The organism is Pararhodobacter sp. (genome assembly GCF_036802785.1).
Taxonomy (GTDB): domain Bacteria; phylum Pseudomonadota; class Alphaproteobacteria; order Rhodobacterales; family Rhodobacteraceae; genus Pararhodobacter.
Genome location: NZ_DAIRVN010000015.1, coordinates 26,803 through 52,908 on the forward strand (window position 1 = coordinate 26,803; position 26,106 = coordinate 52,908).

General features: G+C 65.1%; 27 protein-coding genes. 3 read left to right on the forward strand and 24 right to left on the reverse strand.

Annotated elements, in window-relative coordinates:
• Window positions 1–208 precede the first annotated feature (208 nt).
• The gene (locus V7Q53_RS07625) at window positions 209–991 is read left to right on the forward strand and encodes a 3-hydroxybutyrate dehydrogenase (RefSeq protein WP_333827932.1); all 783 of its coding nucleotides are present in this window, start codon (window positions 209–211) and stop codon (window positions 989–991) included.
• A gap of 184 nt (window positions 992–1,175) precedes the next feature.
• On the opposite strand, the gene V7Q53_RS07630 is transcribed toward V7Q53_RS07625, so the two are convergent.
• The 7 genes from V7Q53_RS07630 to V7Q53_RS07660 all read right to left on the reverse strand — a co-directional run bounded on the left by V7Q53_RS07630 (window position 1,176) and on the right by V7Q53_RS07660 (window position 7,131).
• Window positions 1,176–1,853, reverse strand: a complete 678-nt coding sequence (locus V7Q53_RS07630) for a DUF502 domain-containing protein (RefSeq protein ID WP_333827933.1) — start codon at window positions 1,851–1,853, stop codon at window positions 1,176–1,178.
• Window positions 1,854–2,057: 204 nt separating this feature from the next.
• The gene (locus V7Q53_RS07635) at window positions 2,058–2,972 is read right to left on the reverse strand and encodes a pseudouridine-5'-phosphate glycosidase (RefSeq protein ID WP_333827934.1); all 915 of its coding nucleotides are present in this window, start codon (window positions 2,970–2,972) and stop codon (window positions 2,058–2,060) included.
• Between the two features lie 31 nt (window positions 2,973–3,003).
• Complete coding sequence (locus V7Q53_RS07640) at window positions 3,004–3,891, reverse strand: PfkB family carbohydrate kinase (RefSeq protein WP_333827935.1); 888 nt, start codon at window positions 3,889–3,891, stop codon at window positions 3,004–3,006.
• 9 nt (window positions 3,892–3,900) lie between these two features.
• Window positions 3,901–4,533: a class I SAM-dependent DNA methyltransferase gene (locus V7Q53_RS07645; RefSeq protein WP_333827936.1), complete on the reverse strand. Its 633-nt coding sequence runs from the start codon at window positions 4,531–4,533 to the stop codon at window positions 3,901–3,903.
• A gap of 74 nt (window positions 4,534–4,607) precedes the next feature.
• Window positions 4,608–5,264, reverse strand: a complete 657-nt coding sequence (locus tag V7Q53_RS07650) for an alpha/beta hydrolase (RefSeq protein WP_333827937.1) — start codon at window positions 5,262–5,264, stop codon at window positions 4,608–4,610.
• Window positions 5,265–5,267: 3 nt separating this feature from the next.
• Window positions 5,268–6,233 carry a glyoxalase gene (locus tag V7Q53_RS07655; protein ID WP_333827938.1) on the reverse strand — a complete coding sequence of 322 codons (966 nt, stop codon included), beginning with the start codon at window positions 6,231–6,233 and terminating at the stop codon, window positions 5,268–5,270.
• Window position 6,234: 1 nt separating this feature from the next.
• On the reverse strand, window positions 6,235–7,131 hold the full coding sequence (locus V7Q53_RS07660) for a dioxygenase family protein (RefSeq protein WP_333827939.1): 897 nt from the start codon (window positions 7,129–7,131) through the stop codon (window positions 6,235–6,237).
• Window positions 7,132–7,211: 80 nt separating this feature from the next.
• Between V7Q53_RS07660 and V7Q53_RS07665 the strand changes: the two genes are divergently transcribed.
• On the forward strand, window positions 7,212–8,171 hold the full coding sequence (locus V7Q53_RS07665) for a LysR family transcriptional regulator (RefSeq protein WP_333827940.1): 960 nt from the start codon (window positions 7,212–7,214) through the stop codon (window positions 8,169–8,171).
• 20 nt (window positions 8,172–8,191) lie between these two features.
• Here the strand turns inward: V7Q53_RS07665 and V7Q53_RS07670 are convergent, their stop codons facing one another.
• The 6 genes from V7Q53_RS07670 to V7Q53_RS07695 form a co-directional block, all read right to left on the reverse strand.
• Window positions 8,192–8,899, reverse strand: coding sequence for an ABC transporter ATP-binding protein (locus V7Q53_RS07670; RefSeq protein ID WP_333827941.1), 708 nt, complete (start codon window positions 8,897–8,899; stop codon window positions 8,192–8,194).
• Window positions 8,892–9,626 (reverse strand): ABC transporter ATP-binding protein, encoded by a 735-nt coding sequence (locus V7Q53_RS07675; RefSeq protein ID WP_333827942.1) that lies wholly within the window; start codon window positions 9,624–9,626, stop codon window positions 8,892–8,894. Before V7Q53_RS07675 ends, V7Q53_RS07670 begins: the two co-directional genes overlap by 8 nt.
• Window positions 9,623–10,585 carry a branched-chain amino acid ABC transporter permease gene (locus V7Q53_RS07680; protein ID WP_333827943.1) on the reverse strand — a complete coding sequence of 321 codons (963 nt, stop codon included), beginning with the start codon at window positions 10,583–10,585 and terminating at the stop codon, window positions 9,623–9,625. The genes V7Q53_RS07675 and V7Q53_RS07680 overlap by 4 nt, the downstream gene beginning before the upstream one ends.
• Window positions 10,582–11,454, reverse strand: a complete 873-nt coding sequence (locus V7Q53_RS07685; RefSeq protein ID WP_333827944.1) for a branched-chain amino acid ABC transporter permease — start codon at window positions 11,452–11,454, stop codon at window positions 10,582–10,584. The genes V7Q53_RS07680 and V7Q53_RS07685 overlap by 4 nt, the downstream gene beginning before the upstream one ends.
• A 96-nt stretch (window positions 11,455–11,550) precedes the next feature.
• Window positions 11,551–12,771 (reverse strand): amino acid ABC transporter substrate-binding protein, encoded by a 1,221-nt coding sequence (locus tag V7Q53_RS07690; protein WP_333827945.1) that lies wholly within the window; start codon window positions 12,769–12,771, stop codon window positions 11,551–11,553.
• A 103-nt stretch (window positions 12,772–12,874) separates the two neighbouring features.
• On the reverse strand, window positions 12,875–14,632 hold the full coding sequence (locus V7Q53_RS07695; RefSeq protein ID WP_333827946.1) for an FAD-dependent oxidoreductase: 1,758 nt from the start codon (window positions 14,630–14,632) through the stop codon (window positions 12,875–12,877).
• A 236-nt stretch (window positions 14,633–14,868) separates the two neighbouring features.
• Here V7Q53_RS07695 and V7Q53_RS07700 point away from each other — a divergent pair, with 236 nt between their 5' ends.
• Complete coding sequence (locus tag V7Q53_RS07700) at window positions 14,869–15,819, forward strand: LysR family transcriptional regulator (protein WP_333827947.1); 951 nt, start codon at window positions 14,869–14,871, stop codon at window positions 15,817–15,819.
• A gap of 38 nt (window positions 15,820–15,857) precedes the next feature.
• Here the strand turns inward: V7Q53_RS07700 and V7Q53_RS07705 are convergent, their stop codons facing one another.
• The 11 genes from V7Q53_RS07705 to V7Q53_RS07755 all read right to left on the reverse strand — a co-directional run bounded on the left by V7Q53_RS07705 (window position 15,858) and on the right by V7Q53_RS07755 (window position 25,889).
• Entirely contained in the window at window positions 15,858–16,190 is a 333-nt protein-coding gene (locus V7Q53_RS07705; protein ID WP_333827948.1) for a hypothetical protein, read from the reverse strand.
• A 7-nt stretch (window positions 16,191–16,197) separates the two neighbouring features.
• On the reverse strand, window positions 16,198–17,034 hold the full coding sequence (locus V7Q53_RS07710) for an intradiol ring-cleavage dioxygenase (protein ID WP_333827949.1): 837 nt from the start codon (window positions 17,032–17,034) through the stop codon (window positions 16,198–16,200).
• Window positions 17,035–17,113: 79 nt separating this feature from the next.
• Complete coding sequence (locus V7Q53_RS07715; RefSeq protein ID WP_333827950.1) at window positions 17,114–17,662, reverse strand: flavin reductase family protein; 549 nt, start codon at window positions 17,660–17,662, stop codon at window positions 17,114–17,116.
• A 58-nt stretch (window positions 17,663–17,720) separates the two neighbouring features.
• On the reverse strand, window positions 17,721–18,941 hold the full coding sequence (locus V7Q53_RS07720) for an acyl-CoA dehydrogenase family protein (RefSeq protein ID WP_333827951.1): 1,221 nt from the start codon (window positions 18,939–18,941) through the stop codon (window positions 17,721–17,723).
• Between the two features lie 30 nt (window positions 18,942–18,971).
• Window positions 18,972–19,760 (reverse strand): alpha/beta fold hydrolase, encoded by a 789-nt coding sequence (locus tag V7Q53_RS07725; protein WP_333827952.1) that lies wholly within the window; start codon window positions 19,758–19,760, stop codon window positions 18,972–18,974.
• 313 nt (window positions 19,761–20,073) lie between these two features.
• The gene (locus V7Q53_RS07730; protein ID WP_333827953.1) at window positions 20,074–21,117 is read right to left on the reverse strand and encodes a branched-chain amino acid ABC transporter permease; all 1,044 of its coding nucleotides are present in this window, start codon (window positions 21,115–21,117) and stop codon (window positions 20,074–20,076) included.
• Between the two features lie 3 nt (window positions 21,118–21,120).
• On the reverse strand, window positions 21,121–21,984 hold the full coding sequence (locus V7Q53_RS07735; protein WP_333827954.1) for a branched-chain amino acid ABC transporter permease: 864 nt from the start codon (window positions 21,982–21,984) through the stop codon (window positions 21,121–21,123).
• Window positions 21,981–22,700, reverse strand: a complete 720-nt coding sequence (locus tag V7Q53_RS07740; protein WP_333827955.1) for an ABC transporter ATP-binding protein — start codon at window positions 22,698–22,700, stop codon at window positions 21,981–21,983. Before V7Q53_RS07740 ends, V7Q53_RS07735 begins: the two co-directional genes overlap by 4 nt.
• A complete protein-coding gene (locus V7Q53_RS07745) occupies window positions 22,697–23,419 on the reverse strand; it encodes an ABC transporter ATP-binding protein (protein WP_333827956.1) in 723 nt (240 codons plus the stop codon). Before V7Q53_RS07745 ends, V7Q53_RS07740 begins: the two co-directional genes overlap by 4 nt.
• A 62-nt stretch (window positions 23,420–23,481) precedes the next feature.
• On the reverse strand, window positions 23,482–24,756 hold the full coding sequence (locus V7Q53_RS07750) for an ABC transporter substrate-binding protein (protein ID WP_333827957.1): 1,275 nt from the start codon (window positions 24,754–24,756) through the stop codon (window positions 23,482–23,484).
• Window positions 24,757–24,827: 71 nt separating this feature from the next.
• Window positions 24,828–25,889, reverse strand: a complete 1,062-nt coding sequence (locus tag V7Q53_RS07755) for a maleylacetate reductase (protein ID WP_333827958.1) — start codon at window positions 25,887–25,889, stop codon at window positions 24,828–24,830.
• Window positions 25,890–26,106 lie beyond the last annotated feature (217 nt).

Sequence of the window (26,106 nt, forward strand, 5' to 3'; positions counted from 1 at the left end):
CAAACTTTTAGCTTGGAGAGTTCACAAGGATTGGCTATAAAGTCAGCACTGCTCGATAGGTTTCTTGCCTGTATGAAACCTGCCTCAACGACTGACGCCCGCCTTGTGCGGGCGTTTTTTTTGGCCGCATCCCGTCTGGCCATCGGCGCGCCCGGGCGGTTATGCTGCACTGCAATGTATCGGGCGACAGAACCAACGGGAGTAAGCCATGAACGGTCAGTTTCTGCGCGGCAAGCGCGCTATCGTCACCGGGTCCAATTCAGGCATCGGGCTGGGTATCGCCGAGGCGCTGGCGGGGGCCGGGGCGGAGGTGGTGATCAACTCGTTCACCGATTCGCCCGAGGACCATGCGCTGGCGGCAAAGCTGGCGGAAAAGCACGGTGTGGCGGTGCGCTACATCAAGGCCGACATGTCCCGCGCTGCGGACTGCCGCGCGCTGATCGGACAGGCGGGGGGCTGCGATATTCTGGTCAACAACGCCGGTATCCAGCATGTTGCCCGGATCGAGGAATTCCCGGCTGACAAATGGGACGCGATCATCGCCATCAACCTCAGCTCTGCCTTCCACACCTCCGCCGCAGCGCTGGAGGGGATGTATGCCAAAGGCTGGGGGCGGGTGATCAACGTGGCCTCGGCGCATGGGCTGACGGCCTCGCCGTTCAAATCGGCCTATGTGGCGGCCAAGCACGGGGTTGTCGGGCTGAGCAAGACCACGGCACTGGAGGCAGCGGGCAAGGGCGTGACCTGTAACGCCATCTGCCCGGGTTATGTGCTGACCCCGATCGTTGAGAACCAGATCCCGGACCAGATGAAGACCCATAACATGGACCGTGAGACGGTGATCAAACAGGTGATGCTTGCGCGCCAGCCCTCGGGCGATTTCGCCACGACCGAGCAGGTGGGCGGCACGGCGCTGTTCCTGTGTTCAGACGCGGCGGCGCAGATTACCGGCACGACGATCAGCGTGGATGGCGGCTGGACGGCGATGTAACGGGGAGGAGCGAGCATCCGTTCAGGAAGGCGCCTCGTTCAGGAAGGAAGGGGGCTTTGCCCCCTCTGGGCCTGTGGCCCATTCACCCCCAGGATATTTTTAGACAGAAAATGGGCGGCGGCGTCCGTTGCGCAGTCACTGCAAGCGGGGTGGCGAATGGAAGCTGCGCTGACGTGCGCGCGTGTCAGCGCAGGGCCCGTTCCGGTTGTTTCAGCTTCACCGGGTCAGGGACGACCAGCCCCGCCGAGATCACCAGTTTCGCCGCTTCCTCGACCGACATGTCCAGCATGAGCACTTCGTCCTCCGGGACGAACAGCAGAAAGCCCGAGGTCGGGTTGGGGGTGGTCGGCAGGAAGACCGAGATATGCTTCTGTGTGCCGCTGATCCGCTCGGCAATCTCGCCGCGCGCATCGGTGGAGACAAAGGCAATTGCCCAGATTCCCGGGCGCGGGTATTGCACCAGACAGGCGCGGTTGAAGCTGGTGGAGGATTGCGCGAGCACCGTTTCGGCGATCTGTTTCAGCCCGTTATAGATGGAGCGGACCACCGGCATCCGCGCCACGATCTTTTCGCTCCATTCGATCAGGCTGCGCCCGATGAAACCCTTGGCCAGCCAGCCGACACTCAGCGTGAAGGCGACAAAGACGATCACGCCAAGGCCGGGAAAGCTGATGTCGAAGAGGAAGTCGGGCAGCACGCTGCGCGGGATCAGTGGCACGACCTTGCTGTCGATGAACTCGACGATCGAGACGATCAGCCAGATCGTCAGCACGGCGGGTGCCACCACGACCAGCCCTGTCAGGAACGAGTTGCGGATGAGGGCAAGAAAACCGCGTTTCGGCGGGCGGGGCGAAAGCGACATGGGGGGTTCCCGGGACCGGAGTGAACAGCCCCCTATGTAGAAGGCGCCCCCTGTGCATACAAGGCTTGCCTGAGGCGCTTGATTGAGGCCGGAGCGGGCGGTTGGGGGCGGCGTTCCGCCCGGTGGCCCGGCGGTCTGTGCACCCGGCTTCGGCGGCGCGGAATGTGGTCAGCGGGGGCCGGTGCGCAACGGGCGGGCGGGGGCTCAGCCAGCGGCCAGCGCGCGTGCGATGGCGGCGCCGAGACGGGCGTTGTTGCGCACCAGCGCGATATTCGCGGTCAGCGAGCGCCCTTCGGTCAGGGTGAAAATCCGCTCCAGCAGGAAGGGGGTGACGGCCTTGGCGGCGATACCTGCCGCGCGCGCATCCTCCAGCGCCTGTTCGATCACCGGCAGGAGTGTGGCGCGCTCAATCTCATCCCCCTCAGGGATGGGGTTGGTCACCAGTTGCCCGCCCTTCAGCCCCAGAGCCGCCCGCATCCGGTGGGCGCGGGCGATTGCGGCCGGGTCATCCATCCGCAGGGGCGCGGGCAGGCCCGAATCGCGCGACCAGAAGGCGGGCAGCGCGTTCTGCCCATAGGCAATGACCGGCACGCCCAGCGTTTCCAGCACTTCCAGCGTTTTCGGCAGATCGAGGATCGCCTTGGCGCCGGCCGCCACCACCGTGACCGGGGTCTGCGCCAGTTCCTGAAGATCGGCGGAGATATCGAAGCTGTCGCTGGCCCCCCGATGCACCCCGCCGATACCGCCGGTGGCAAAGACCGCGATCCCGGCCAGATGCGCGCAGATCATCGTCGCGGCCACCGTTGTGGCCCCGGTGCGCCCCAGCGCGAGGCAGGCGGCCAGATCGGCGCGCGACAGTTTCATCACGTCGCTTGCCTGCGCCAGCGCTTCCAGCTGCGCCGCCTCCAGCCCGATATGGATGGCCCCGTCCATGACCGCGATGGTGGCGGGAACGGCACCCGCAGTGCGCACCTCATCCTCGACCATGCGCGCGGTTTCAAGGTTCTGCGGCCATGGCATGCCATGGGTGATGATGGTCGATTCCAGCGCCACAACCGCTTGGCCGCCGGCCAATGCGCGGGCCACCTCGGTTGAGAAGACAAGCGGTGCGTTGGTCATGGCCGGGCCTCGTTCCTGGGGGTTGGGGGTGTCATACGGTTTCACCGGCGACATGGGAAGCGGCGGCATCCTGCGCGCGGGCCAGCGCCTCGGCGGGGGTGGCGCCCAGGGCCTCGGCCACCATATGCGCGGCCATGAAGGTGTCGCCCGCGCCGGTGACGCGCGCCACCCGCACCGCCCGCGCAGCGCGGGTCAGCGGTGCGCTGCCTGCGCGCGCATCGGTGCTGTCGCGCGGCCCGTCGGTGACGAGAACGCGGGTTGCCCCGGCCTGCAACAGCGCCAGCGCCCCCTCGCGGCTGGAGGTTAGGGGCTGACCACAGAGGATACCGGCCTCTTCCAGATTGACATAGAGCGTGGCGCGCGGGTGGCGCATCAGCGGTCGCAGGCGCTCGGCCTTGCCGGGGCTGGCGGGCGCGACATGGAGATGCGCCGCCGCAAAGAGGGGGGAGCGCGCGATGCCCGCCAGCAGCGCCTCGGTCAGGTTGCCATCCAGCGCGATGCGCCCGGCGTAGGGGGCACCGGCGCTGCCCAGACGGCCATCGGCGAGCGGCTGCAGGATCGCATCGCCCGCGGCCTCAAGCGAATGGGCATCGGCGATGGCGGCGATCAGGCCGCTGTCATCCTCGATGGCCATGTAGCGGTCGGTGGGTAGGGTGGGGCTGCGCCAGAGATAGCGCGTCTCCAGCCCCAGCGCGCTGGCCTGTGCGATCAGCGCATCGCCCTCGGCATCAGCGCCGATGGCGCTGAGAAGCGCGGGGCGCTGGCCGCGCCGGGCAAGGGTCATGGCGATATTCATCGCCACGCCGCCGGGCAGCCGGGTGATGATGCCGGGCACATCCGCGCCCAGCCGCATGGGCCGCGCGGAACGCCCGATCATGTCCCACAGGACAGAGCCGATGCACAGGAAGTCGGGGGTCATGGGGCGCGATCACAGCTTTCGGAACCGGACAATCAATGCGCGGTCATCGGCATGCGACGGATCGCGCGACCGCGCCCCCGTGCCATAGATCGCCACTTCGCGCAGATCAAGCCCGGTGATGACATCGCCCAGCCGTTCCAGCGCGGGTGCGAAGCGCAGCTTCTCCCAGACCGCGGCATTGACCGACAGCGCAAAAAGCGCGCCGGGTTCGGCCAGTGCCAGCAGGGGCGGCAGGCCCTCCGGCCCGACATGGCCATGGGTAAAGGTGCCCGAGCTGACCATCCCGCGATAGCCGCGCGACAGGGGCAGGGGGCGGGTGATATCGGCCTGATGGAGGGCGCGATAGAGGCCCTTTGTGCCCGCCCGCGCCAGCATCTCGGCAGAAAGATCGACGCCGTCGATATCGCCCGCAAAGCCCAGGCCCCGCAGCGCCGCCGCCAGAAGGCCGGTTCCTGCGCCGATATCCAGTACCGGGCCGGTGCTGCCGACTTCAAGAAACGCGGCGGCCACCTGTGCGGGGAGAAGATAGTCCATACCGGCGGCGAAATCGGTATCGTAGCTGTCAGCCCAGCCGGCATAAAGCTGCAAGCAGTCTTCCGGGCCGGAAAGGGCGTAGGCGCCGTTCAGATCAGGTTCGCTCATGCACCGATCAGGCCATGTCTGGCCGGGAATTGCAAGGGAAGCGGGCAAAAACGCCGGGAAAGGCGCGGCCGAATCTAGCCTTGCATCGCCCATGGCTCCCTGCCCGCAGCGATGTTGCCCAGCATCTGCGACAGCACCGCGCATTCCCCGTCCGACACCTCATGGCCGCGCCCCGGCAGGATATCGCTGCGCAGCCGTGCCCCGGCACCCGCGCTGGTTCCGGCCAGCACCGCAACGCCGCGATGCCAGGCCGGAAGCGGCACCCATGGGTCTGCATCGCCGTTCGAGGCATAGACCGGCAGGCCGTGCAGCGGTGCTGTCGGCAGCCCCTCATCGAACGCGCCAACCCGGCAGCCGGTCAGCAGCACCGCCGCATCCGCGGCGCCGCCGCGCAACAGATATTCGGTGCTCAGGCAGGCACCTTGCGAAAAGCCCGCCACGACAAGCGGCAGACCGGGGCAGGCGGCGCGCGCGGCAGCGATGGTCTGCGAAAGCTGGTCCAGCGCCGTTTCAAGCTGCGCGCGCGTTTCGGGCAACAGCGGATCGACGGCCTTTGCATCATACCAACTGCCGCCCGGCGCGCGGGGCAGGACAAAATGAACCCCCGGTGCCGTCACCCGCGACAGCACCACCCCGATCATCTGTTCAGGCGTCTGCCCCCGCCCGTGAGTGAAGATGCAGACCGCCTTTGCGGTTGCGGCGGGCGCCCCGTGAAAAGCGGTCTGCGTCATGGCTCAGGCGTCCTGAAAGCTGGCGGGTTCCAGCCCGGCGATGATTTCCTCGCGGCGATCATCGAACCAGGGCGGGAAGACCAGCGTTGAGCCGATGGCATCGGCGGGCTCGTCCTTGGCCCAGCCTTCGGGAACGGTCCATGCCAGTTCAAACAGCGCGCCCCCGGGGCTGCGGACATAGCAGGACTTGAAGTAATTGCGGTCCTTCTGTTCCGAGATATCGGTGAAGCCCAGCCCCTCGATATGCGCGCGCAGCTTGAGCTGGTTTTCCTCGGTTCCGGTGTTGAGGGCGAAATGGTGGATGGTGCCGCCAGAAAGCGTCCAGGTGCCCTGCGCCTCGTCCTTGATCTCGACCACCTCGACCACGGCGTTTGGCCCGCCGGGATTGGGCACCTCATAGGCCATGCCCTCGGCATCATCGGCCATCTTCTTCAGCGGCAGGGCGATGGTCAGGAAATCATCCATCGCGTTGCGGTCGGTCACGGCGACGACACCGCCATAGATGCCCTTGATCGCGTGTTCCGCGCCGATGCCCTGTGCGGCGTTGACGATGGGCGCGCGGTTGTCGGCGGGGTTCTCGACCAATTGCAGCTCAATCCCGCAGGGGTGTCTGAAATCAACCCGGTCAATGCCGAAGCGGTTGGATTTCGTGGCCGTGATCCCGCGTTCGCCCAAGCGGTTCACCCAGAAATCCGACGCGCCGACCGGGATGGCCTGCTGCACGATCTTGGACTGGTTGGTGCCGCGCCGACCGAAGATGCCGGGTTTGCGGAAGGGAAAGGTGGTGATGATCGTCGATTCGTCACCGTTCTTCGCGCCGTAGTACAGGTGATAGACCGGCAGAACGCCGTCAAACAACACCGTGCGCTTGACCGAATAGAGGCCAAGATCCTTGGTGAAGAAATCAAAGTCTTCCTGAGCGCCGTCAGTGCTCATCGTCAGGTGGTGATATCCGGAAATGGCAGTCATTTCATCCTCCTATGAAATCGGTGGTCGGTTTCTGCGCTGTCCCCACCGGGGCCAGCACGAATGTGTAAGTGGCTTTCAGCCCCTCGGCACTGTCGGGCACGAAATCGGCCAGCAGGGCCGGGCGCACGGCAAAGAGCGGGTCACTGCCGATGGCCGGGTCGTCGCGGTCAAAGACATGCGTGGTCAGGGTCTGAAACCCGGTGGCGGTGATGCGGAACTGCAGATGCGCCGGGCGGGTCCTGCCAAGGCCCAGACGGGCCAGAAGCGCGCTGACCGGGCCGTCACCGGGCAGGGCATAGCCGCGCGGGCGTATCGTGCGGATCAGCACCGTGCCGTCGCTGCCCGTCTGGTAGCAGCCGCGCAGGTTGAATTCCGGTTGCAGGTCAGGCGCCTGATTCTCATAAAGCCCGTCGCCGTTCGCCTGCCAGACCTCGATGCGCGCGCCGCTGACCGGCGTGCCGTCCAGATCATGGACATGCGCCACGAACAGCAGCGGCTCGCCCCGGTTGTCCAGGCAGATCGCCTCGCCGCTTTTGCGCCGGGGCGCGCCGGGGCGGTAGAAGGGGCCCGCCAGCGTGTCCGGTGTTGCGGCGTCAGGGCGCCGGGAAAGCTGGCGCTCCAGCGTGCTGGACAGGCCCAGCGCATCGGCAAGCAGCACCCATTCCTGCCGCTGGTCCGAACAGGCCTCGCCGACCTCGGTCAGAAAACCGATGAGCGCGCGCAGATCCTCGCGGCTGAGATCATGGTGGCGGGACAGGTCGGAAAAGGCCTGAACCAGCGCCAGCGCAACGGCCGCCAGCCGCGCATCGGGCGCCGAAGCCAGCCGTGCCGCAAGCTGTGCGGCCGGTGGCAGATCGCCTGTCGGCACATCGTCCGCTGGAACAGTGCATGCGTTCATCAGTAGCCCCCCTGTTTGCATGATACGGGGTGGATTCGGCGTTGCTATTATTTCTTCGGCGCATAACATATGGAATTGTTATGAAGATTGATGAGAAACACCTGATTCAACTTGCCGCCGTGGTCGAAACCGGCAGCGTGACGGCGGCTGCCGAATTGCTGGGGCTGTCGCAGCCCGCCGTGTCGCGCACATTGTCGGTGCTGGAAAAGCGGGTGGGCGAGGCGCTTTTCAAACCTTCCCGCCGCCCGCTGGAGGCAACACCGCTGGGCCAGCAACTGGCTGAACATGGGCGCGTGATCCTTGAAGCTTCGCGCCGCGCGTCTGAAACCATCACCGGCTTTCGCTCAGGCGCGGTCGGCACGGTGCGCATTGCGGGCGTGCCGTTCTTCATGGATGCGTTCATCAGCCGCATGATCGGCGAATTTCAGACGCGGCAACCCGGCATCCGCATCGACCAGTCCTATGCCAATCTGCCGGATCTGGAGAAGGATATCGCCTCGAACCGGCTGGATCTGGCGATCTGCCCGCTGGGGCTGGTGGATGCGGGGAAGGGCTTCACCTTCACACCGATCCTGAACGCGCGCAATATCGTCGCCTGCCGCACCAATCATCCGCTGCTGAAAAAGCGCAGGCTTTCGACCCATGATCTGGTTGATTTTCCGTGGATCGCGCCCTTGCCGGGCTCACCCCTGCTGGCGGATATGCATGCGATCCTGCTGTCGATCGGGATGAACGAGATCAACATCCGCTATTCCGGCGGTTCGTTGCTGTCGGTCTTCAACTATCTTGAGGAAACCGACGGGCTGGCGGTGCTGCCGCATTCGGTGGTCTTTGCCCACCGCCGCGACCGGCGCATCACCGCAGTGCCGCTGGAGGTGCCGCAACCCAACCGCTCGCTGGGTATTCTGCGGCTGTCCGGCCGCCCGCGCATCCCGGCTGCCGAGAAGCTGGCCAACCATATCACGGCGCGTTTCGATGATCTGCGCCAGCTGATCAAGCGCCATGAGAACACGGTGATCTGGGGCGCGGGCGATACCTGACGCCCGCGCAGCCAGCTTTGTCACATGCCCAGATAGGCCTTCTGCACCTCGGCGCTTTCCAGCAGCGCCTGCGCGGTTCCCTCGCCGGTGACGCATCCCTTTTCCAGCAGATAACCCCGGTCGGCGATGGCAAGGCTTTGGTGCGAGTTCTGCTCGACAAGCAGAACGCTGGTGCCGGTTGCGGCGATGCTGGGCAGGGCGCGGAACAGCTCACTCGTCAGCAGCGGCGACAGGCCCAGCGAGGGCTCATCGAGCAGCAGAAGGCGCGGGCAGGTCATCATCGCGCGGCCAATGGCCACCATTTGCTGCTCACCCCCGCTCATGGTGCCGGCGATCTGGCTCAGCCGTTGCTTGAGCTTGGGGAAGACGGCGAAAACCCGCTCCAGACTGTCCTGCGCATGGGCGCGGGTGCGGGGCAGGAAGGCGCCCAGCATCAGGTTCTCCTGCACGCTGAGCGTGCTGAACAGATGTCGCCCCTCAGGCACCAGCGCCAGACCGGCCTCGACAATGCGGTGCGCGGGCAGCTTGTGGAGTGCCTGTCCCTCAAGCAGGATCTGAGCGCCCGGATCGGTGGCCACAAGCCCGGCCATGGCCTTGATCAGCGTCGATTTCCCGGCGCCGTTAGAGCCCAGCACCACGACAATCTCGCCCTTGGCGACCGTCAGCGCGGCATTCTCAAGGGCCAGATGGCGGCCATAGCGGACAGACAGGCTGGATACCTCAAGCATGATGCGGCTCTCCGAGATAGGCTTCGACAACAAGCGGGTCGGTCAGCACCGTGGCGGGCGTGCCCTCGGCGATCTTGGCGCCCGCATTCATCACCACGCAGCGGTCGCAGAGCGAGTGGATGGCAGACATCACATGCTCCACCATGATGATCGTGGTGCCGCGCGCCCGGATCGCGCGGATAATCTCGATCCCGCTCAGAAGCTCAGTTGAATTGAGACCGGCGAGCCATTCGTCCAGCAGCAGCACCTTGGGCTCCATCGCCAGCGCGCGGGCCAGTTCCAGCCGCTTCTGGTCGATATAGGTCAGCTTCGCGGCCTCCATCCCGGCCTTGTCGGCCAGCCCCACGATCTCCAGATAGTCGCGGCTGCGCGCGACCATTTCCTCGTTCCAGCGCTGCCCGGGGCGGAAGGCCATGCCGACAACCACATTCTCGGTCACCGTCATATCCTCGATCAGCCGCAGAAGCTGGAAGGTGCGCGCAACCCCCTTGCGGGCCACCCGGTTGGCCGGCAGGCCCGAGATGGTCTCGCCGTCCAGCTCGATCCGGCCACGGTCCATGCCGAACGCGCCCGAGATCAGGTTCATCGTCGTAGTCTTGCCCGAGCCGTTGGGGCCGATCAGCCCCATGATTTCGCCGCGCCGCACGTCAAAGCTGACATCATTGACCGCTACCAGCCCGCCAAAGGCCTTGCGCGCACCCTCAAGCCGCATGAGTACTTCGGTCATGTGCGTTCTCCTGCGGCTGTCGCGCTGCCCCGGGCCGGGTTGCGCCGGGTGCGGGCTATCAGTTCCTCGACACGCCCGACGATGCCGTTGGGCAGCAGATAGACGATGACAATGAACACCAGCCCCAACAGCAGCGAGAAGGCCTGCGGGAAATGGTTGCTCAGCGCCTCAAAGATGAAGGTCATCAGGATGGCGCCCAGAAGCGGGCCATAGATGCGGTGCATCCCGCCCAGAAGCGCCATGATCACCACCTGAAACGAAAGGGTGGAATTGAAGGCGATGGCCGGGTCGATATAGGTCCAGCGCGGGGCCATGATCGCACCGGCCAGCGCCATGATCACCGACGAGGCCACGAAGAGGCCCAGCTTGGCAAAGGTGGGGTTGAGGCCGAAATGGCGCGCCATGGTTTCATCGCCGCCGATGACCCTGAGCGCGAAACCCAGCTTTGAGCGGTGCAGCGCCACCGCGCCCAGCATCACCACCGCCAGCAGCGCCAGCAACTGCCAGAAGATCTGCGTCTGGGTGATGTCCAGAAAGACATAGCGCCCGATGGAGAGGGTGACATTGACCTCATACCAGGTGACAAGCTGGCGCACCATCTCGGCCAGGCCAAAGGTGAAGATCACGAAGTAGATGCCCGCCAGCCGCAGCGTGGCCAGCCCGACGACCAGCGCCACCGCGCCACCCGCAAGTGCCGCCACCAGAAGGACGGCGGGCCATGGCATCACCTCGCCCACAATCGCCACGGTGTAGGAGCCGATGCCAAAGAACACCACGCTGGCCAGCGAAATGTAGCGCGTAGGCCCCGAGAACAGCCCCCATGCCGTGGCCAGCACGCCAAAGTTCAGCAGGCCGATGGTGAAGGCAAGCTGGTAGCTGCTGACGTAAAGCGGCATCATCGCCATGGCCGCGGCCACCGCAAGAATACCGATATACGGAAGCGGAGAGCGGCTGATCATCGTGCGACCCTCCCGAAGATGCCTTGCGGGCGCACGATCAGCGCCAGCAGGAACACCGCGTAGATGACCGCGACGGTCAGGCCCGGGTCCAGATAGGCTGAAACGAAGGCCTCGATCAGCCCCAGAACCAGCCCGGCCACCAGCGCGCCGACCACATGGCCGACACCCGCCATGATCACCACGATCAGCGCCTTCATGGTAAAGACGACGCCCATTTCGGCGGTGAAGGTCATGTAGGTGCTGATCAGAATGCCCCCCAGCGCGGCAATCGCCCCGCCAAGGCCAAAGGCCAGCCCGGCGGCCCAGTTCACATCAATCCCCACCAGCCGCGCGCCCACCGGGTCAACGGCCACGGCGCGCAAGGCCATGCCGGTGCGGGTGTGCATCAGCAGGGTATAGGCCACCACGCCCACCAGCATCGCCATCCCGAATGAGACCAGCCGGTTCAGCGCCACGGTCGCATCCAGAATCGGCACCGGGATAGAGAGATAGGCATAATTGGTATAATTGGAGCCGAACGCCAGCAGCATGATGCCCATGATCGCGAACAGCAGGCCGAAGGTCAGCAGCAGGCTGTCGATCTCCAGCGCCAGCGGCGTTTTCGCGCGTCTGACGATGGGCATCAGCATCACGCGGTACACCAGCCATGACAGCGCGAAGGCCGCAGGCACGACGACGATGGACAGAAGATAGGGGCTGATCCCGAAGGTGCCGAACATGACAAAGACCGCGAAAGCGGCGCCGATCAGAAACTCGCCATAGCCGAGGTTCATCGTGCGCGAGACCCCGTACTGAATTGTCAGCCCCATGGCGACAAGCGCATAGACCCCGCCAAGCGTCAGACCGCTCAGCAATGCGTAAAGAAACATGACCTCATCCTCTGGATAGCCGGAAGCGCGCGCCTGACCCATTGGTCAGACCGATGCGCGCGCCCCCTTGAGCGTGTTGCAGTCAGCGTGCCGCGCTCAGCGGGCAGGCCAGGGCTGCTTGGGCATGATGAACTCGCCACGGCCCGCCACGTCTTGCGGGCCAAGGCCCACGACATAGCCATCGCGGATCTGACCGACCTTGAAGATGTCGGGCATCATCTGGCTGGCCAGACTGATCTCGCCCAGAACCGTGTCGAAGCTGCCGGTTTTCATCTCTTCGGCGATGACATCGTTGTCCAGCGATCCGGTGCGCTCGATCGCCTGCTCCATCGCCTCAAGGGCTGCATACATCACGATGGACCCGGCGCTGTCAGGGCGGCGGCCCGTCACCGCTTCGTGGCGCGCGATGTAGTCAAGCGTGCGCTCGTCATCCATGTTCAGCCCGCCATGCGTCAGCACGCCGTCAACGCTGGCGCCGAAGCGGTCGGTGAACATGGGGAAAGCCCCGCCGATACCCACATACATCACATTCGGGTTGAAGCTGTGCAGCTGGGCATTGTCGGTGATCGCCACCGTGTCAGGCGGATAGCTGAAGGCGGCAAAGGCTTTGACGTCGCGGATTTCGGCCATGATGGACGAGAAATCCTGCGTGCCGACCGGGTAGGTGCGGTCATAGACAAGGTTGAACCCGTATTCGCCAAAGGCACGGCGGGCAGCGGCGGCAAGGTCGATGCCAAAGGCATCGGCAACCGAGATCATCGCCACGTCATCGTCGATATGCCCGGCCTCGCGCGCTTCATTCATCAGTTCAACCACCGGCTCCGCCCAGGAGGCCGCGGTGCCCGACAGCGGGAAGAAACGGCCCCAGCGCTGGATCAGGTCCGGCGCGCGGTCGGTGATCGCGGTGGGGGTGGACTGGATATAGCCGTGACGGTCAAACAGCGGGCCGACCGCAAGGTTCATCGCCGTGCCCCAGGGCGCCAGCAGGATATCGACCTGATCCTGGTTGATCAGCCGTTCCACCGCGCGCACCGCCTCCTCCGAGTTGGAGCGGTCATCGTATTCGATCACTTCGACCGGGTGCATCTCATCACCGACCTTGAGCCCGCCCTTTTCGCGCAGCTCATGCACCCAGAGGTGATAGTTCGGCAGAATCGTGGTGCCCGCGCCGCCCGCATTGGGGCCGGTGAGCGAGATGGCGTAGCCGATCTTTACCGGCGCGCCGCTGGCCAGCGCCTTGCGTGGGCGCAGGCCCAGCAAGGGGGCCATCCCCAGCCCCGCAAGCGAGGCCATCGTCTGTCTTCTGGTAAGCTTCATGGTTCTTCCTCCCGTTGGTAACAGTCGTGGTGTTTACCTGCACCGGCGGTCTCCTCCCGGCCCTGTCAGGGGCCGCATCCCGCCGGTGCCTTTGCGCCGCCGCTCAGCGCGCCAGAATCTGGCGCAGCACCCGCAGCAGGTCTTTCTCCGGTGTCTCGCTCAGCGCGGTGGAGCGCCAGCAGACATGGTGATCCGGCCGCACCAGCAGACAGCCGCTGTCGCGGATTTCCGAGGCGCGGGCCCATTCGCCGCTGTGGTCGATGAAGGGTTGGCGCGGGCCGATGACATGGGTCGCAAGCTCGATCCCCAGATCCGCCGCCACCTTCTGCGCGGCACTCACCCATGCCTCGCCGCCCAGCCCGGTCAGAAGCGTGAACCGGCCATGCCCGCACAGGTCCAGCGAGGACACTTCGCCACCGTCGCCATGACGATAGAGCCAGACATGCGGCAGGCGCGCGCCGGGCCATGTGGTGGGCTGGTAGTGCAGATCGGAGTCAAGCTGGAACGCCGGTTCGATCTGGCCATCGGTCACCACCGCATCGGAACGGTAGCGCTGGTTCATCTCCACCCCATGGGCATCGAATTCGTATTTCTTGAAGGCAATGGCCTTGCGGATCGCCTCGCGCTGTTCTTCGGCATCGGGGGTGCCGGTGGTGCGCGCTTCAAGGTTTTTCTGCATCTGCACCGGATCGACGCCCTCGGCCATGCCCAGTGCCTCGAATATCGGGCCGGTTTCGGCGATCGACTGATTGGCGCGGGTGACGATCTGTTTGGCGATCGGCGCGCGCTCATCATTATAGCTGTCCAGCAGCTTTTCGCCCGCCTGACCCTTGAGCACGAGGGCCAGCTTCCAAGCCAGATTGAACGCATCCTGAATAGATGTGTTCGAGCCAAGGCCGTTCGACGGCGGGTGCCGGTGGATCGCATCGCCCATGCAGAACACACGGCCGTTGGCGGTGCGCGTGGCGTAATAATTGTTCACCGTCCAGGTGCTGGCCGACAGAAGCTCGATCTCCAGATCGGGGTCACCGACCAGCTGGCGCGCCACGCCGGTGGCAAACTCGGGTGTCACCTCAGGCTCGGGCCCGTTGATGTCATACCCCCAGACGATCAGCCATTCGTTCCATGGCCGCACCATCCGCACCAGCCCCATGCCGATCCCGCCGACATCGGCGCCGGGCTGCATAACCCAGTACAGAACCGACGGGCGATGCGCGACGTATTTCGACAGATCGGCCCGGAACAGGATGTTCATCGACCCGCCGACACCCATCTTGCCCTCGAACGGCAGGCCGATATGTTCCGCCACCAGCGACTTGCCGCCATCCGCGCCGATCAGATACTTTGAGCGCACGGTGACATCCTTGCCCGTCAGCCGGTCGCGCAGGGTGGTGGTCACGCCGTCGGCGTCCTGCTCATGGTGCAGGTATTCGGTGGACATGCGCGCCTGCGTCCCGCGCGAACAGGCGGTCTTGAACAGCAGCGGCTCCATGAAGGTCTGGGGCAGGTCGTTCATATGGGTGGGCGATGACATCTGATGCTCGGCGCGCGACAGGGGGTGGTTGCCCCATGCCTTCATCCGCCCGATCTCCTCTCCCGCAAGGCTTTCGCAGAAGATGTTCTCGCCCATCAGATCCTGATGGGTGGCGAACATATAGGCCTCTTCCTCAACCTCGCGGCCCAGGTCGCGCAGCACCTCCATGGCGCGCTGGTTGGTGATATGCGCGCGCGGCGTGTTCGCCAGCCAGCGGTAGCGGTTGACCGCCATGTTGTCGATTCCGTAGCTCGACAGCAGTGCCGCCGTTGCCGCGCCCGCAGGCCCGGTGCCTATGATGAGAACATCGGTCATGATGTCGGCCATCAAGGATTCCTTTCGCTTGAACTGATCGGGCTGCCCGTGCAGCCGGTTGTCGTGGGGAACCGGGCGGGGGCAGCGCAAACCGCGCGCCCGGGCGAAAGATCGCGAGCGCGGACCGGCCTGTCAAAAGCCGGAAGGGTGGTTTGCTTCTGGCTCCTCCCTGAACCATCGGAGAAAAAGGTAACGCGGCGCGACTGAGATGTTGATCGCATCCGAGAGGAATTATATACTCCTGCGTTATGAAACTGGATAGTGAACACCTCGAAATTCTGGCGGTGATCGTCGAAAAGGGCGGTCTGACCGAAGGCGCGGATGCGCTGGGAAAATCGCAGCCCTCTGTTTCGCGCAGCATGGCGCTGCTTGAAAAGCGCATCAACGCACCGCTGTTCGAGCCGGGCCGCCGCCCGCTGCGCCCCACCGAGCTGGGCCAGCGGCTGGCAAGGCTGGGTGCGCAGATCCGCACCGCTAATCAGGAGGCAAGCCTGCTGGTCCGCCGCTTCCAGCAGGGCCATGCCGGGCGGCTGCGCGTGGGGGGCTCGCCCACCTTCATGGATGGCGTGGTCTCGACGATGATCGCCGATTTCCAGTCGCGCCATGACGATGTGCAGATCGAGCAAAGCTATGGCTACATGGACCTGCTTTCGTCCGAGCTGCGCAACGGCGCGCTGGATTGCGCCATTCTGCCGCTGCATGCCAGTCAGGTGCCGCCGGACATGACCTTTGTGCCGCTTCTGCCCGGCAACAACGTGATCGCCTGCCGCGCGGGCCATCCGCTGACCCGGCGCAAGGGCATCACGCTGGCCGATATCGACACCTTCACCTGGATCGCGCCACCGGCGGACAGCCCGCTGTTCCGTGACCTTCAGCGCGCGGTCAAGGCGATCGGGCGCGACGATTTCCGCGTCAGCTTTTCGGGCGGAACGCTGGCGTCGATCCTGTCGGTGCTGGTGGGTTCCGATGCGCTGACGGTGCTGCCCTATTCGGTGGTCTTTCTGGCGCGCCGTACCATGGCGCTGGACGTGCTGCCGCTGCGGATCGAACACCCCGACCGCCAGCTTGGCCTGATGACCATGGACGGCCAGCAGCAGCCCGCCGCGCTCAAGCGGTTTTCCGGTTTCCTGACGGCCGAGTTTCATCGTTTGCGGAACCTGATGGATCATGAATTGCAAATGGCGCGCCGCCGGGGGTGAGCAGGCGGGCGTAAGCGTGTGGGATAACGGCTGCCCGCCTATTTCAGCGCAACATAGGTCTGCGGATCGAGCGCTGACATACGCACCGCCACCGTCAGCCCGGTTGCCTGCGCCAGCGTATCGCGCAGCCTTTGCGCCACGCAGGTCAGGTATTCCGGGGTGCGGGCAGGGCCGGGCAGCAGGTGCAGCTCGGCGTTGATGGCGGGCTGATCCTCCAGCCCCACCACCTCGATCACCGCGAACTGACAGGCCGCCGCCGGCACCCCAAGGTCTTCGCACAGCAGGCTGCGCAGGTCAGGCAGCAGCCGCGCCACCGTGTCGCGGGCGGCGGGGGCGTTCCGGCTGTCGATATAGAACTTCACATTTGGCATGCCGACCTCAGCCCGGAACCAGAACGAAATCAAAGGGCGAGCGCCAGACCGTGTCAGCCCCCTCAAGGCGCTCATAGGGCGCGATGAGGCTTTGCTTGACCCCGAACACCGCATCCGATGTCAGGTATTCATCGCCGCCGACAAAGGTATGCGTGACCAGCTTCTGAAAGCCGGGGGCGATGACCAGATAGTGCATATGCGCAGGCCGGAACGGGTGGCGGCCCAGATGTCCCAGCATCTGCCCTACCGGGCCGTCATCGGGGATCGGATAGCTGACGGGCTTGATGCCGCGGAAGCTGTAGCGCCCGTCAGCCCCGGTAAAGAAGCGCCCGCGATTGTTCCATTTCGGCTGAATACCCGGCTGCTGCACGTCATAATAGCCGTCGGCATTGTCGCTCCAGACATCGATACAGGCGCCCTTGATGGGGTTGCCGTCAAGGTCCAGCACCCGCCCCTCGAACAGGCAGGATTCGCCTTTGCCATCCAGACTGATATTCGCGCCCATTTCGCGGATCGGGGCATCGGCGACATGGAAGGGGCCAAAGACCGTGTTTTCGGTCGCGCCGGCAGGGCGGCGGTTGTTGATCGAATCGACCAGCATGGAGAAGCCCAGCACGTCAGAGAGGAGGATGAATTCCTGCCGCTCGTCCGAGCACATCTGGCCAGTGCGGGTCAGAAAGCCGATGGCGTAATCCCATTCATCCTGCGTCAGGGTGATGTCGCGGGCGAAGGCATGAAGATGCTTCACCAGCGCGGTCATCACTTCGCGCAGCCGCGGGTCGGTATCGGCGCCGATGCGGGCGTTGACGGCATCGGCCGAGTTCTCTTCGGTGAAGTAGCTCATGGTGTCATCCAGACTTGAAGTTCAGGGCTTGGCGCCCGGGGCTTGCGCCGGTTTCCTTTGGCCGCATTCTCTGGCAGCGTCATTCAGTGCTCTCGTCCGGCTCACGCAGCCGGTGCCAGCGCCGGTCCATATAGACCAGCGAGTCACGCTCCGGCTGCGCGCCGGAGGGGGCGACGGCGCCGTCCAGCAGCTCAGCCGCCACCAGCGTGGCGCCGTCCAGCGGCAGCGTGCCGCGCAGCCGGGCGCGGAACCATGTGGCGATGGCGGTATAGCGGGGCTCGCCGGTCGGCAGTTGCTCCCACGCGATGCCGGGGCCGAAACGGTCTGCCCCGCTGGTGGCGGCAAGCTGCGCCAGTTCCAGATCGTCAAAGCGGGTCAGATGGATGACCACGCTTTCGGCCTTCAGCATCGCGGCGGCGGTCGAAGAGCGGTTGGAAAGCGAGAAGGCGACCAGCGGCGGTTCGGCACTGACCGAGATCAGCGAACTGACGGTCAGCGCGACGGGGCCGTCGCCGGGATCGGCGGTGACGATGGCAACGCCCGCCGGATGGCAGCGAAAGGCCTCGCGGAACGCTTCGGACAGGTCTTTGCCCGAAACCCCAGGTGGCTGCGTGTCAGGTTTTGCCATTGTCTTGCTCCGTCCGGTAGCGGCAGGGGCGGGCCGGTGCGCGGCCCGCCCGAAGGGGTTACTTCTTTTCGACAAGGTCGTAGAACTGCCAGACCCGGTCGCTCCAATGGCCCGAAAGCTCACGCCCGGCCGAGGTGACGATGGCCGGGGCGATGGTGAAGTGGTTCACCGCCACCATCACATCGCGGAAGGTGCGCTGCATTATGCCAGCGCGCAGGCTGGCACCACCGGCGGCACGATAGGCAAAATTGACCGCGTTTTCAGCCGCTTCATGGATTTCAGACTTGGCGAGATGGACCATGGTGATCTGGCGGGTCGAAACGGGGGTGCCCTTTTCAACCGTGGCCTCGATATCGCCCCAGACCTCCATCACCAGCGCGCGTGCCGCACGCATCCGGGCCTCGGCGCGGCCATAATCATACCAGAACTTGTCGCTTTCCCCCAGCATCCCGGCGCGGCCGGTTTTCTGGCGGGCGAAGGCCGCGATTTCATCCAGCATGCGGCGCCCGGCGCCCATGGCCCAGCCGGTGTGACCGATGGCGGCCAGACCGATCACGCCAAGGCTGAACAGCTCTTTCTGGCGCTGCGGAACGGCGGTGGCGATGGGGTAGATCATGTCATCGGGGATGAACAGATCCTCGGCGGCATAGTCGATGGAGCCGGTGCCTTTCAGGCCCAGCACATCCCAGTTGCCCAGTGGCTTGTGCTGCTCGATGGGCGCATGGGTGCAGATGATGATCGGGTTGCCCTTGTCATCCATCTGCGGCTTGCCGTTGCCGTCATCGACGAAGGCCGCGCTGTGCGAATAAGTGGCATGGCTGAAGCCCGAACCATAGCTCCAGCGCCCGTTCAGCCGGTAGCCGCCTTCGACCTTTTTCAGCATGCCCAAAGGCGCGCCCTGACCGGAGAAGCGGTGCTCGGTGCCCGGGGCGAAAAGTTTTTCAATCGCCGTGTCGGGCAGGAAGGCTGCCGACATCGCGCCGATGGCGCTATGCACCATCGACACCCAGCCCGCCGAGCCGGAATACCAGGTGATCGCCTCGATCAGCTCCAGCACCTGACGCGGCGGAAGCTGTGCGCCGCCCAGATCTTCGGCGGCCATGATATGCGACATGCGCAGCGGGCGCAGCGCTTCAAAGGTTTCCGTGGTCAGCTCGCCCGCCGCTTCATCGGCTTCGGCGTTCTTTTCGAGAATCGGGCCGATCTCCTTGATCTTCTTCAGAAGTTCGCGGTGATCGGTCGTCTGGCCCCAGTAGCTGTGGCGCATTGGCTTGTTCATGGGTGTTTCCTCCTCGGGGATATCAGGCGGTCAGGCGGCGAGAAAATCGCCGATTTTCCTGAGCGTTTCAGGGTTTTCCTGTGCGATCAGATGGCCGGTGCCAGCAACCGTCAGCAGCTGCGCATTGGGCAGCGCCTCGATCCAGAGCGGGGCCTGCGAGGCGGGCAGAATGCGGTCCTCGGCGCCCCAGACCACCAGCGTGGGGTTGGTGATGCGGTTCATGAACCGCTTGAGGTTGGGCTGGCCCATGCCCTGCGTGGCGCACAATTTGCCGACGGTCTCGCCCTCGCGCATACGGTCCGCGCCAAAGGCCTCGGCGGCTGCGGGGTCTGATCCGTCAGGGAAATAGCGCAGCGCGACCGATACGTCATGCGTCAGATAGCCGGGCAGTTCCTGCGGCGGGATCGTGCCCAGATTGGCGGCAGGATGGGCCGGGTCATTGAGCCCCGCGGGTGCCATCAGCACCACCTTGTCAAAGCGGTCGCGCGCGATGGCGGCCAGTTCCGTGGCCAGCCAGCCGCCCATTGAAAAGCCGATCAGATGCGGCTTTTCGCTTAGGTTCAGGGCATCCAGCAGGTTCAGGTAATGGACCAGAAAATCGCTGATATCGGCGATATGCGGGGCATCGCCCGAAAAGCCCATGCCCGGGTGGCTGGGGCAGAGCACGCGGAAGCGGTCTGCCAGCTCGGCGGCGAAATCAAAGCCCTCCAGCGTGGCCGCGCCGTGCAGAAAGAACACCGGCTTGCCGCTGCCAATGGCCTTGATGACGGTTTTCACCCCGCCGATATCGTATTCCATGGTTTCGAAATCTGTCGCCATTGCCGATCCTCCCTCCGGTTCAGGCGCGGGTGAAGCCAGTGCCGCTTTCATGCGGTGAACCGAAGCGGCGTTGCACCACCACACCGCAGCGGGCAGGGGGTGCAAACCGGAATCGGTGCCGATGATGGGCCACGCCGGCTCCTCTTCCCGCGTGGTTTCGAGGGGTAGTAGACGGGCGCGGGGGGGATTCGTCAAATTCGAATAATCCGGATCAATATAGCACTGGGTGATATTGAGGGCGCCTGTCGGGGTTTCCTTGATATCCGGCGGATGAAAGCCGCGTGATTTCGCCGTCGCCGCATGCGGAACGCGCCTAGGGTTCTTTCGAAAAGATCAGGCGGCGCTGGACCGGGAACAGCGCCAGCCCGGTTCGGTCGGCCACCAGCCCCCACAGCCCGCGCGGCGCGAAGATCATCACCACAATGGCGATCACCCCCAGCGCGAACAGATACCACGCGCCATAGCTGGCAAAGGCCGTCTGCAGCGCCCAGAAGACCAGCACGCCCAGTATGGGTCCTTCCAGCCGCCCGATGCCGCCGATCACCACGATGAAGATCACATAGGCCGTCCATGTGGTGACGCTGAACGCCGCGTCGGGCGATATCCGCGCGGTCTGCATATAGATCAGCGCGCCCACCAGCCCGGTCATGAAACCCGCCGCCAGAAACACCATCCATTTCACCCGCCGCGCATCCACCCCGACCGAGCGCGCGGCCTCGTCATTGTCGCGCACGGCGGCCAGGGCCAGCCCGGTGCGCGAGCGTAGCAGCCAGTAGATCGCGCCGATGGTCACAATGCACAGAACCAGCGCCAGCCAATAGGCCAGAATATCGCGCGCGGCGGCCTGCCGGACATCCAGCAGACTGGCGACCCAGTCCACGCCCCAGATATTCGCCGTCACCTCTCGTGGCAATGAGGTGCCGGTGCCGCCCCCCAGAGCGCGCCACTGCGCGACCAGCAGGCGCGTGACCTCGGCCACCACCCAGGTGCCGATGGCGAAATAGGCGCCGTGCAGGCGGAAGGCGAAGAACGCCATCGGCACCGACAGCGCCAGCGCCGCAAGCCCGCCCAGCACGATCGCCGCAACCGGGTCCCAGCCCCAGAGGAGGACGCCGCCGAACATCGCATAGGCACCGATCCCCACGAAGGCCTGCTGGCCGACCGAGACCATGCCGCCATACCCGGCGATCAGATTCCACAGCTGGGCCAGCATCAGCATGGTCAGGATGAAGAACAGATCCTGAATCATCACGCGCGAGGCAAAGGCGGGCAGGGCAAAAGCCAGCGCAATCAGCCCGATAGCGGCGAAACCGGCGATGGTGGAGGCGCGGGTGCGGGTGGTGACATGGGCCTGCATCGCTCAGTCCCTCGCCCGTGGAAACAGCCCGCGCGGGCGCAGGATCAGCACCACCAGAAACGCCAGATGGCCGGACAGGATCTGCCATTCCGGGTTGATCTGCGCGCCGACCGTCTGCGCCACGCCGATGATCGCGCCCCCCGCCAATGTCCCCCAGAGCGAGCCGAGGCCGCCGACAATCACCGCCTGAAAAGCATAGAGCAGGCGCGCAGGGCCGGTGGACGGGTCAAAGTTTGAACGCATCCCCAGATAGAGCGCGGCGATGGTCACCACCACCATCGCGAGCCCCGTGGCGAGCGCGAAGATGCGCTTCGGGTCAATCCCCATCAGCGAGGCGGTGACCGGGTCATCCGATGTGGCACGAAAGGCGCGGCCAAGGGCGGTGCGGTAAAGCAGCCGGTTGAGCAGGAAGATGGCCAGCACCGCCGATACCAGCGTCAGCAGGGGCAGGGTGCCCACGGTGGCAAGGCCAAGGTTCAGCGACTGGTTTTCCAGCCCGGCTGCAGGCAGGCGGCGGCTGTCGGCTGAGAACAGCTCAAGCATGCCGTTCTGAAGCGCGACTGACAGGCCGAAGGTGACCAGCAGCGGCGGCAGAATGTCATTGCCCAGCACCCGGTTCAGCACCACGCGTTGCAGCAGATAGCCAAAGCCGAACAGCACCGGGGCGGCGATCAGCGCCGACAGAAAGGGGTTCAGGCCGGAAAACTCCACCACCAGCAGGATCAGAAATGCGGCGGCCACGATCAGATCGCCATGCGCCAGATTGACCAGCCGCATGATTCCGAACACAAGGCTCAGCCCCGCCGCGAACAGCGCATAAAGCCCGCCCAGCAGCAGGCCCTGAATAACAGTTTCGACCCAGATCATGGTTCTGCCCTTGCCGGTGCGCCGAAATAGGCGGCGTGGATTGCATCGCGGGTGACGTCAGTGGCGCTGCCTTCCAGCGTCACCCGCCCCTCCATCAGGCAATAAACCCGGTCGGCCATCGCCAGCGCGCGGGAAATGTCCTGCTCCACCACCACCATCGCCGCGCCGCCTTCGCGGATACGGGGCAGGGCGGCATAGATATCGCGGATCACCACGGGGGCGAGGCCAAGGCTGATCTCGTCGCACAAAAGCAGTTCCGGGTTTGACATCAGCGCGCGGCCGATCGCCACCATCTGCTGCTGCCCGCCCGACAACGCAGTGGCGGGGCTGTGGCGGCGTTCACGCAGGATGGGGAACAGCTCAAACACGGTTTCCAGCGTCCAGTGCCCCGCGCCGCGCCGGACCTGCGCGCCGATGCGCAGGTTCTCCTCGACCGAGAGCGAGGGGAACAGTTTGCGCCCCTCGGGCACCATCGAGATGCCGCGCTGCATGATGCGGTCGGGGGCCAGCGCGCCGATGGGTTCACCACGATGCAGCACCATGTCCGGCGCTTGCCGCAGGATCCCGGTGATGGAGCGCAGCAGCGTGGTCTTGCCCGCACCGTTCGATCCGATGATCGCCACCACCTCGCCGGGCTCAATGCGGAAATCGACGCCGAACAGGGCGCGGAACTGGCCGTAAGAGGCGGTCAGCGCGTGGGTTTCCAGAAGGCTCATGCCTCGATCCCCAGATAGATTTCGCGCACCTCTTTCGAGGCCATGATCACGTCAGGCGCGCCCAGCCCGATCACGCGGCCGAAATCCAGCACCAGAAGCCGCTCGACCACGGCATTGAGCGCATGCAGCACATGTTCGATCCAGATGATCGTCACCCCTTCGGCATGCAGGGCGCGGATCGTATCGCTGAGCGCGTGGCACTCGGCCTCGGTCAGGCCGCCCGCGATTTCATCGAGCAGCAGCAGATGCGGCGCGGTGGCCATGGCGCGGCCCAGTTCCAGCCGCTTGCGGTCCAGCAGCGTCAGGCTACCCGCAAGCTGGTTGGCCCGGGGCAAAAGGCCGATGCGCCGCAGGATATCGGCGCAATCCCCGGCCACCTGACCTTCGGGCAGACCCCGGCCAAAGGCAGCGGCGGTGAGCAGGTTTTCAAACACCGTCATCCCCTCGAACGGCTGGGGAATCTGAAAGCTGCGCCCCACGCCCATGCGCACCCGTTTCATGGCGGGGGCGCGAGTGACATCCTCGCCCAGCAGCACCACCCGCCCGGCATCGGGCAGGATGTTGCCGGTGATCAGGTTGAACAGCGTCGATTTGCCCGCGCCATTGGGGCCGATGATGCCAAGCGCCTGCCCGCGTGGCACGGTCAGCGAGACATCATCGGTCACCTTCAGCGCGCCGAAGGCCTTTTTCACGTTTTCCAGAACAAGGACGTTTTCCAAGGTATTCCCAAAGGTTGTGCCCGGCGCAGCAATGCGCCGGGCGGCAGTGTTCAGGGCAGTGCTCAGACCAGCGATTCCATGCTGCCGCCGGTGGGGATCTCGGGCGCGGTCTGGTTGTCGACCACCACCAGATCAAAGCTGTCATCCGCCTGTTTGCGCCATTGACCGCCGACCAGCGGTGTCTTGCAGACATTCTGCGCGGCAAAGGGCGGCACGCCCTCGCCGTTCCATGCCACGCGGCCGACGATGGTTTCCAGATCGGTGGCAGAGATGGCGGCGGCGATTTCTTCCATATCGTCGCTGTCGCTTACCCGGCCCATCGCATCGGCGGCCACTTCAAACAGCGAATGGACAAAGCCGATCGGCTGGGTCCAGGGCCGCCCGGTCCGCTCGGTGAAGGCCTGCGCCAGCTCCGACGAGGACTGGCCGGTGAGCGATGAGGCGAAGGGGTGGCTGGGGCTCCACCACACTTCGGACGACAGGTTATGCCCGGCGTCACCCAGCGCCTGCACCGATTGCGGGAACAGGATTGCCTTGGCGACAGTGATGATTTTCGGGTTGAAGCCCTGTTGCAGCGCCTGATTGCGGAAGGTGGTGAAATCAGGCGGGATCACCACACCGGTGACTATTTCCGCATTTGCCGCACGGAAAGCGTTGATCTGGGCGGTGAAATCGTCGGTCATGTTCTGGAACCGGCCCGGGTCGGTGGTGGTGTAACCGGCCTCGGCAAAGCCCGGCGCCACGCCGACATTCGGATCGCCCCAGGCATTGCCATCGGCATCATTGGGGAACAGGCCGCCGACCTGCTTGTTGGTCTCAAGCTGGTTCCACATATTGGTGAAAACCGCGATCACATCTTCCAGTCCCCAGAAGTAGTGGAAGGCGAAATCAAAGGGTTGCCAGCTATCCGGCGCGCCCGGGTTGCCCTGCTGGCCGATGAACCACGGCTGCCACGGCGCCTTGGTGGAGATGCAGGGCATCCCCTCGGCCTCGCAGGTGGTGGCGACGGGGTTGGTGGTTTCCGGCGTCGAGGCCACGACCATCAGATTGACCTCGTCGCGCACAATCAGCTCGCGCGCGACGGCGGCGGCGCGGTCGGGGTTGGACTGGCTGTCACGCACAATCACTTCGAATTCCTGACCGGCCTGCGAGGCAAGAAAGGCTTCGATATTGAACGCGTCGCTTTCGGCGAAACCGGCCAGCGGGCCGGACTGCGGGCTGACATAGCCGATTTTCAGCTTGGGGCCCTGTGCAAGCGCGGGGGTGAACAGGCCCGGCGCGGCCATCGCAAGCCCGCTGGCGGCACCGGTTTTGAGCAGTCTGCGTCTGGTGATCATGGTCTCTCCTCCCATTAATCGTGATTTCGGTCCGGTCAGGCCGGTTCGCTCCCTTGCCTGCTCCCCTTTTCTCAGGCGGGTTCGCTGCCTTCCCATGCATCTTGCAACAACTGCCTGATTCCCGCGCGGGTAATCTCGCGTGGGTTTTCATAGGGGTTTTTCACGGCGATCTCAGTCGCGCGGTCCAGATCAGCCTCGCTCAGCCCCAGTTCTGACAGCCGCAGCGGCGCACCGATGTCGCGCGCGAAATGCCACAGGCCCGCCCCGGCGCTGGCATGGCCGAAGGTATCCCGGATCGGCGCCAGCAGACCGGCCACCGCCACTTCATTATAGGCGGTGGTATGGGGCAGCAGGATGGCGTGGGTTTCGGCATGCGGCAGGCCGAAACTGCCGCCCAGCACATGCGCCAGCTTGTGATGCAGCGCCATCTGGACATAGCCCAGGGCGGTCGAACAGCCCCAGGCGGCGTAAAGCGCCTGCGAACGGGCCTCAGGATTGGCGGGATCATCGCGCAGTACCGGCAGCGCGGCGGCGAATGCCTTCAGCGCATCGCGGCTCAGCGCCTCGGTCACCGGGTTGCGGTCAGGGGCGTAAAGCCCTTCCATCGCATGGGCAATCGCGTTGAGCGCTGATGTCATGGTCAGGCCCACCGGCAGGCCCAGCGTCAGGTCCACGTCATAGACCACCACCTCAGGCCGGATCGACGCATCGCGCCGCGTGACCTTTTCGCCATCGGCGGTTTCGCCCAGAATATCGGTCATCTCGGAGCCCGCATAGGTGGTGGGCACCACCAGCTGGTCCGCCCCGGTCCGGGTGGCGATTGCCTTGCCTAGCCCGGTGGTGGAGCCACCGCCCAGCGAGACCACGCAATCGGCGCCCAGATCGCGGTAAGCGGCAACGGCACGTCCGGTCACATCGACGGGGGTGTGCATGGCGGCATCGGAAAAGACCCCGGCGGCGGCGCTGCCCAGCGCCTCGGCCAGCGCCTGCGCCTGATCTTCCTGATGCGGCGTGGAGAGGACGAGCGCGCGGTGGTGGCCCAGCCGTGCCACCTCATCCGGGACGCTTTTGAGCGTGCCATGACCGAAAACCACCCGCGTGCTCAGCCCGGCAAAAACAAAGGGCCGCGTCATCGCGCGCCCTCCTGCGACGGGTGCCTGGCCGGATGGTTGCGCATGGTATCAAGCATTTCTGCCTCCGCTCTCGATATTTCCCTGAACGGGGGAGAGGCGCTGCCCAGCCGCCGCACCTGACCGCCACATCCGGGGGCACAGGCCGCAAAAAACCGCATCGCCAGACCGAGCTCCTCCCGTCAGCACTGCCACGCTAGTGGGTATGGGCCCCGCTGAG

Bases quoted from the DNA above. Each gene is read 5' to 3' on its own strand.
- V7Q53_RS07680 (WP_333827943.1), bottom strand. From the start codon at position 10,585: ATGATCAGCCGCTCTCCGCTTCCGTATATCGGTATTCTTGCGGTGGCC.
- V7Q53_RS07695 (WP_333827946.1), bottom strand. From the start codon at position 14,632: ATGGCCGACATCATGACCGATGTTCTCATCATAGGCACCGGGCCTGCG.
- V7Q53_RS07645 (WP_333827936.1), bottom strand. From the start codon at position 4,533: ATGAGCGAACCTGATCTGAACGGCGCCTACGCCCTTTCCGGCCCGGAA.
- V7Q53_RS07735 (WP_333827954.1), bottom strand. From the start codon at position 21,984: ATGATCTGGGTCGAAACTGTTATTCAGGGCCTGCTGCTGGGCGGGCTT.
- V7Q53_RS07705 (WP_333827948.1), bottom strand. From the start codon at position 16,190: ATGCCAAATGTGAAGTTCTATATCGACAGCCGGAACGCCCCCGCCGCC.
- V7Q53_RS07725 (WP_333827952.1), bottom strand. From the start codon at position 19,760: ATGGCGACAGATTTCGAAACCATGGAATACGATATCGGCGGGGTGAAA.
- V7Q53_RS07730 (WP_333827953.1), bottom strand. From the start codon at position 21,117: ATGCAGGCCCATGTCACCACCCGCACCCGCGCCTCCACCATCGCCGGT.
- V7Q53_RS07710 (WP_333827949.1), bottom strand. From the start codon at position 17,034: ATGAGCTACTTCACCGAAGAGAACTCGGCCGATGCCGTCAACGCCCGC.
- V7Q53_RS07750 (WP_333827957.1), bottom strand. From the start codon at position 24,756: ATGATCACCAGACGCAGACTGCTCAAAACCGGTGCCGCCAGCGGGCTT.
- V7Q53_RS07660 (WP_333827939.1), bottom strand. From the start codon at position 7,131: ATGAACGCATGCACTGTTCCAGCGGACGATGTGCCGACAGGCGATCTG.
- V7Q53_RS07630 (WP_333827933.1), bottom strand. From the start codon at position 1,853: ATGTCGCTTTCGCCCCGCCCGCCGAAACGCGGTTTTCTTGCCCTCATC.
- V7Q53_RS07755 (WP_333827958.1), bottom strand. From the start codon at position 25,889: ATGACGCGGCCCTTTGTTTTTGCCGGGCTGAGCACGCGGGTGGTTTTC.
- V7Q53_RS07635 (WP_333827934.1), bottom strand. From the start codon at position 2,972: ATGACCAACGCACCGCTTGTCTTCTCAACCGAGGTGGCCCGCGCATTG.
- V7Q53_RS07665 (WP_333827940.1), top strand. From the start codon at position 7,212: ATGAAGATTGATGAGAAACACCTGATTCAACTTGCCGCCGTGGTCGAA.
- V7Q53_RS07675 (WP_333827942.1), bottom strand. From the start codon at position 9,626: ATGACCGAAGTACTCATGCGGCTTGAGGGTGCGCGCAAGGCCTTTGGC.
- V7Q53_RS07655 (WP_333827938.1), bottom strand. From the start codon at position 6,233: ATGACTGCCATTTCCGGATATCACCACCTGACGATGAGCACTGACGGC.
- V7Q53_RS07700 (WP_333827947.1), top strand. From the start codon at position 14,869: ATGAAACTGGATAGTGAACACCTCGAAATTCTGGCGGTGATCGTCGAA.
- V7Q53_RS07670 (WP_333827941.1), bottom strand. From the start codon at position 8,899: ATGCTTGAGGTATCCAGCCTGTCTGTCCGCTATGGCCGCCATCTGGCC.
- V7Q53_RS07640 (WP_333827935.1), bottom strand. From the start codon at position 3,891: ATGACCCCCGACTTCCTGTGCATCGGCTCTGTCCTGTGGGACATGATC.
- V7Q53_RS07720 (WP_333827951.1), bottom strand. From the start codon at position 18,941: ATGAACAAGCCAATGCGCCACAGCTACTGGGGCCAGACGACCGATCAC.
- V7Q53_RS07685 (WP_333827944.1), bottom strand. From the start codon at position 11,454: ATGTTTCTTTACGCATTGCTGAGCGGTCTGACGCTTGGCGGGGTCTAT.
- V7Q53_RS07715 (WP_333827950.1), bottom strand. From the start codon at position 17,662: ATGGCAAAACCTGACACGCAGCCACCTGGGGTTTCGGGCAAAGACCTG.
- V7Q53_RS07690 (WP_333827945.1), bottom strand. From the start codon at position 12,771: ATGAAGCTTACCAGAAGACAGACGATGGCCTCGCTTGCGGGGCTGGGG.
- V7Q53_RS07625 (WP_333827932.1), top strand. From the start codon at position 209: ATGAACGGTCAGTTTCTGCGCGGCAAGCGCGCTATCGTCACCGGGTCC.
- V7Q53_RS07650 (WP_333827937.1), bottom strand. From the start codon at position 5,264: ATGACGCAGACCGCTTTTCACGGGGCGCCCGCCGCAACCGCAAAGGCG.
- V7Q53_RS07740 (WP_333827955.1), bottom strand. From the start codon at position 22,700: ATGAGCCTTCTGGAAACCCACGCGCTGACCGCCTCTTACGGCCAGTTC.